This is a genomic window from Cellulosilyticum sp. (assembly GCF_982396655.1).
This window is the reverse complement of record NZ_CEVXFV010000102.1, coordinates 1-3,739: the sequence shown is the minus strand read 5'-3', so window position 1 is coordinate 3,739 and position 3,739 is coordinate 1. Positions and strand designations below refer to the sequence as shown.

The 3,739-nt window shown below is 31.8% G+C and carries 9 protein-coding genes; all 9 read right to left on the bottom strand.

Annotated elements, in window-relative coordinates:
* Positions 1-79: 79 nt before the first annotated feature.
* Positions 80-469, bottom strand: coding sequence for an HNH endonuclease signature motif containing protein (locus AC1VAQ_RS20815; protein WP_479904521.1), 390 nt, complete (start codon positions 467-469; stop codon positions 80-82).
* 232 nt (positions 470-701) lie between these two features.
* A complete protein-coding gene (locus AC1VAQ_RS20810) occupies positions 702-1,151 on the bottom strand; it encodes a sigma-70 RNA polymerase sigma factor region 4 domain-containing protein (protein ID WP_479904520.1) in 450 nt (149 codons plus the stop codon).
* A gap of 22 nt (positions 1,152-1,173) precedes the next feature.
* On the bottom strand, positions 1,174-1,356 hold the full coding sequence (locus AC1VAQ_RS20805) for a hypothetical protein (RefSeq protein WP_479904519.1): 183 nt from the start codon (positions 1,354-1,356) through the stop codon (positions 1,174-1,176).
* A gap of 8 nt (positions 1,357-1,364) precedes the next feature.
* Entirely contained in the window at positions 1,365-1,871 is a 507-nt protein-coding gene (locus AC1VAQ_RS20800) for a hypothetical protein (RefSeq protein WP_479904518.1), read from the bottom strand.
* Complete coding sequence (locus AC1VAQ_RS20795) at positions 1,872-2,645, bottom strand: HNH endonuclease signature motif containing protein (protein ID WP_479904517.1); 774 nt, start codon at positions 2,643-2,645, stop codon at positions 1,872-1,874.
* A gap of 2 nt (positions 2,646-2,647) precedes the next feature.
* Positions 2,648-2,872 carry a hypothetical protein gene (locus tag AC1VAQ_RS20790; RefSeq protein WP_479904516.1) on the bottom strand — a complete coding sequence of 75 codons (225 nt, stop codon included), beginning with the start codon at positions 2,870-2,872 and terminating at the stop codon, positions 2,648-2,650.
* A 69-nt stretch (positions 2,873-2,941) separates the two neighbouring features.
* Positions 2,942-3,178: a hypothetical protein gene (locus AC1VAQ_RS20785; RefSeq protein WP_479904515.1), complete on the bottom strand. Its 237-nt coding sequence runs from the start codon at positions 3,176-3,178 to the stop codon at positions 2,942-2,944.
* Positions 3,168-3,563, bottom strand: a complete 396-nt coding sequence (locus tag AC1VAQ_RS20780) for a hypothetical protein (protein ID WP_479904514.1) — start codon at positions 3,561-3,563, stop codon at positions 3,168-3,170. The genes AC1VAQ_RS20785 and AC1VAQ_RS20780 overlap by 11 nt, the downstream gene beginning before the upstream one ends.
* Positions 3,560-3,739: hypothetical protein (locus AC1VAQ_RS20775; RefSeq protein ID WP_479904513.1), on the bottom strand; the 180-nt coding region annotated here is incomplete at its 5' end. The genes AC1VAQ_RS20780 and AC1VAQ_RS20775, both read right to left, overlap by 4 nt.

The following is a 3,739-nucleotide window of genomic DNA, read 5'->3' as shown; positions in this document are numbered from 1 at the left end:
AAAAAACCCATAAAGGAAATTTTAATAAAGATGACTTCCCCCTCTCAGGTCCCCTTTCTATATAAAAAAAATGGAAATTTTATCCCAAGAGGTCTGACAAGTATCCAATTAATTCATTTTTGTTAAGTCCTTCAATCTTTCTGTGATGTTTATCACAAACACAAACAAGATTGTTAAGGTCAAAGTGAGTTGAATTGTTTCCATCTGCAACTTTGATAATATGGTGTACTGCATCGGCACGTTTAACGATGCCCATATGCTCGCACACCTCACACATATAATGAGAACGCTTTAACGCTTCTTCTTTTGTTCGCCTCCACTGGTCTGATTTATACACCTTCTCAGTTTCAGCCTTAACACTATACTGCTTTTTAGATTCAGTAATGCTACCCCTACACTCTGGGCAATAGCACCCTTTATTTGACTTGGGCATCATTTTACGACACCCATAGCATTCTTTATAGTGCATATATATTTTTCACCCCTTGCATCAAAAATGCCCCTTAGTATATAACCAAGGGGCTAAAATCAAAAGGAGGTTCAAAATGACACATACTGGTAAGCAATCAATCAGCAGGTGTTCTTTGTGTCTTTCGACTATATAAATATAACATGTTAAAACTGTACTTTTCTATGTACTTTTATGGTAAGTTTTAGGTAAATTAATGTTACTAAAACCGTACTAAATTCGTACCAAATCCTCACCATGATAAGGGCATAAGCTTTTCAACTATGATACGCTTACGTCTTTTGGTTAATCCACTATCTGAGATATCCAATACATCACATACTCTTGCATTGGTATAGTTTTTGAAATACTTCAGCTCTACTAATAGCATCTCACTTTCAGATAATATTTGCAGATTGTTTTCAATTCTTTTTAACTTCCGTTCTGCTTTAGATATTGAGGCATTAATTTTTTTTCTTTTGTCCTGTAGAGTTTCGTCACGGTCAATGACTTCATTTTCTACTGTACTATTAAAAGCATAAGTTGATGATCCAGCAGCTACATTCCCACTTTGACCATGAATCCCCATAATTTCTTCTATCTCTTCTAGGTCTAGTTTTAAGTTATCAATTTCAATTCTTAACTTTGGCACATTGTGTAATATGCCTTCTATTTTCCTGTAATAGTTGTCTTTAGCCTTCACGCTGTCACCCCTTTAGTTAATTTTATAAATCCTTTCCAAGTTGCACCATATCACGTCTAATTTCAGCCATCTTTTGCTTAAGCTCTGCACTTAATGAACAATCAACACGTCTTTCAAGTTCATTAGTTTCTAATAAGTAAATAACACGTTTGCAATTTGCAATGATGCAAGCTTTCATCATATTAATTCTTTCTTTACGCTCCACAATATCACCTACTCTATATCAGTATTTATTTTATCTAACTTAATCATGCCAATTCCAAAAGGCTCTGACCCTACATAAAGTACGTTATTAAATACTTTAAATATCTCCCATATTGGACCGCTGATAATATTAGGCTCAACTTCTTTTAAGAAGGTATTAGCCTTATCTACATTATTCCAATGTTTTACCCCCTCTTCAGTAAGCTTAATATATCCTTTTTGGTTAATACTTATATGATATGGGGCCTTACTGTATTCAGATTCTACAACTCTATCAAATCTATATTGACTATTCATTGTTTCAACCCATAAACCTCCATCTGTTTCTTCAACACTCATAATTAACGATGTTCTAAAGAATGATTCACGTTCTGGGTAATAAACAAATAAGCAAGCACCCTCTTGAACATTTTCATCATTTATTTGGCACTTTCTACCTACTCTATAGCCCCACTCTTTACTTCTTTCACCTGTCTGCTTGTCCAATACTTCCCCGATAACATAATCTCTTTTCATTTAGTCCACCTTCCTTTTTATTTTCTTCAACTTATTACAACGGTCTATATTCTTAGCAATAAGCGTTCCTGTTTTGGTCAATTCTGCATCATCAAAATACAAACCATCCTTAGACATTATCAACGCTTCTGTATTTGATATAATAGCCAAATTGTCAATATTAGAATTAAGCTTGTCACCGTCTAATGGTATTAATACATAACCTTCTGGTACTGGCCCATGAACTGCCTCCCAAACTAAGTATTTTTCATACTCCCATTTATTTTTACCTGTTTTGATTTGCACATAACCATTCTGTATTCTTTTTGCACCTATAGGATATGCTGTTTTTGGAGCTTGACCTTTTTTAAACCATCCTTTTTCACAACCTGGCGCACATTCACCTTTTTTATATGGTCCAGCTGAGGGTTGTCCTACTTTAAAGCGTGGATCAATGCCACTCTTAACACCATGAGTTTGCTTAAACCATTTTATTTGGTGTACCGTTATAGCCGTATTGAATTTTTCTTCAAACTTCTTTACAAGTTCACTATTGTATGTACCAGGTATATTTTTAATTAAAAAGTCTTTCATTTCTTCAGTATATTGAAATGGTTTTGACCTTTTCTTTTTAATTATTGTTTTGTCACGACTCTTAAATCCTTTAACTTGCATACATGTAAAGCTAGTATTAAATACATTGTTTAATTCCTCTGCCATTTCAGCATTTGTCTTGCCTTCTGCATTTTTGTATATATATTGCTTAATTGGCTCTGTAAATATTATATTTGCCATAATTACATACCTGGTATTTTGTAATTTTCACCTTTGTTATATTCATCTAAATGCCTTTTGATTTTCAAACCTACATTAGCATTATCTATGATTGTTTTAGCAACCTTAGAAATCATATCAGCACGTTTTAATTCTTTTTCAAGTTCTAAATTATTAATAGAATCATCTGTTAATCGTTCCAATGATTCAAATAAATAATTATTTAAGTCGTTTAATGAGTTTTTCATGTTTATTTCTCCTGTTTTGTTTTATTTTCTCTATTGATTCATAATCCCTTACACAATTTAATGGGATTGCTAATTATCTAATTTTACTACATCAATAGATATATTATTAATTGTTACTCCGCTACCATCTAAATCTAATGCGTCTACAATGTAGTTATACATATCTTTTTTGTTCTTTTCGATTTGTTCTTTATCGCAAAGCTTTTCATTTACCTTATCAATATTTTCTTCTTTTATTACTTCTGTAAATTTAAAGTTAACACTAACTCTTGTTTCTACTATCATATTTTCTCCTTTACTTTTCATCAAACTGTTTTACCCAAGCCTTAATTTGATATTTAATTTCAGCCCATGACTTTTTATGTAGTGGTATTTTATAACTTTTAAGCGTATCATGGAGTAAATTATTTTCTCTTACCAGCTCTTCACGTTTTGCATCTATTTCTTGCATAGTGTTATATGTATCAATGAATAATCTATTAACCCTAATTAAGTCTTTTTTTGCTTTTTTATTTTCTTGATAAAGTAATAGGTTGCAATCTTTTAATGATAAAATATCTCTATTAAAATCATTTATTATTTCTTGCATTCGCTCAATTTGTCTCTCATGATGCTCTATCACATTATCTTTAACCCTGCACATGGTTTTATAATTTTTTCTTTTGGCCTTACATTTTTTAATCTTTCTCATAATACCTCCTCTAATAACGCTAATATCTCCCACTCAAGTACTGAGTTAAAACCTTCAGCCTTAAGTTTCTTTAATTTATCTTCAATCTCAAATAGAGACATAAATAATTCATGTTGCTTCTTACCATCATGATACTGTTCTAGTATCTTTTCTTTTTCATACCTAGCCTGTTCCAA

Coding starts and splice junctions, on each gene's coding strand:
- AC1VAQ_RS20815 (WP_479904521.1), bottom strand. CDS start 469: ATGCACTATAAAGAATGCTATGGGTGTCGTAAAATGATGCCCAAGTCA.
- AC1VAQ_RS20800 (WP_479904518.1), bottom strand. CDS start 1,871: ATGAAAAGAGATTATGTTATCGGGGAAGTATTGGACAAGCAGACAGGT.
- AC1VAQ_RS20795 (WP_479904517.1), bottom strand. CDS start 2,645: ATGGCAAATATAATATTTACAGAGCCAATTAAGCAATATATATACAAA.
- AC1VAQ_RS20790 (WP_479904516.1), bottom strand. CDS start 2,872: ATGAAAAACTCATTAAACGACTTAAATAATTATTTATTTGAATCATTG.
- AC1VAQ_RS20785 (WP_479904515.1), bottom strand. CDS start 3,178: ATGAAAAGTAAAGGAGAAAATATGATAGTAGAAACAAGAGTTAGTGTT.
- AC1VAQ_RS20780 (WP_479904514.1), bottom strand. CDS start 3,563: ATGAGAAAGATTAAAAAATGTAAGGCCAAAAGAAAAAATTATAAAACC.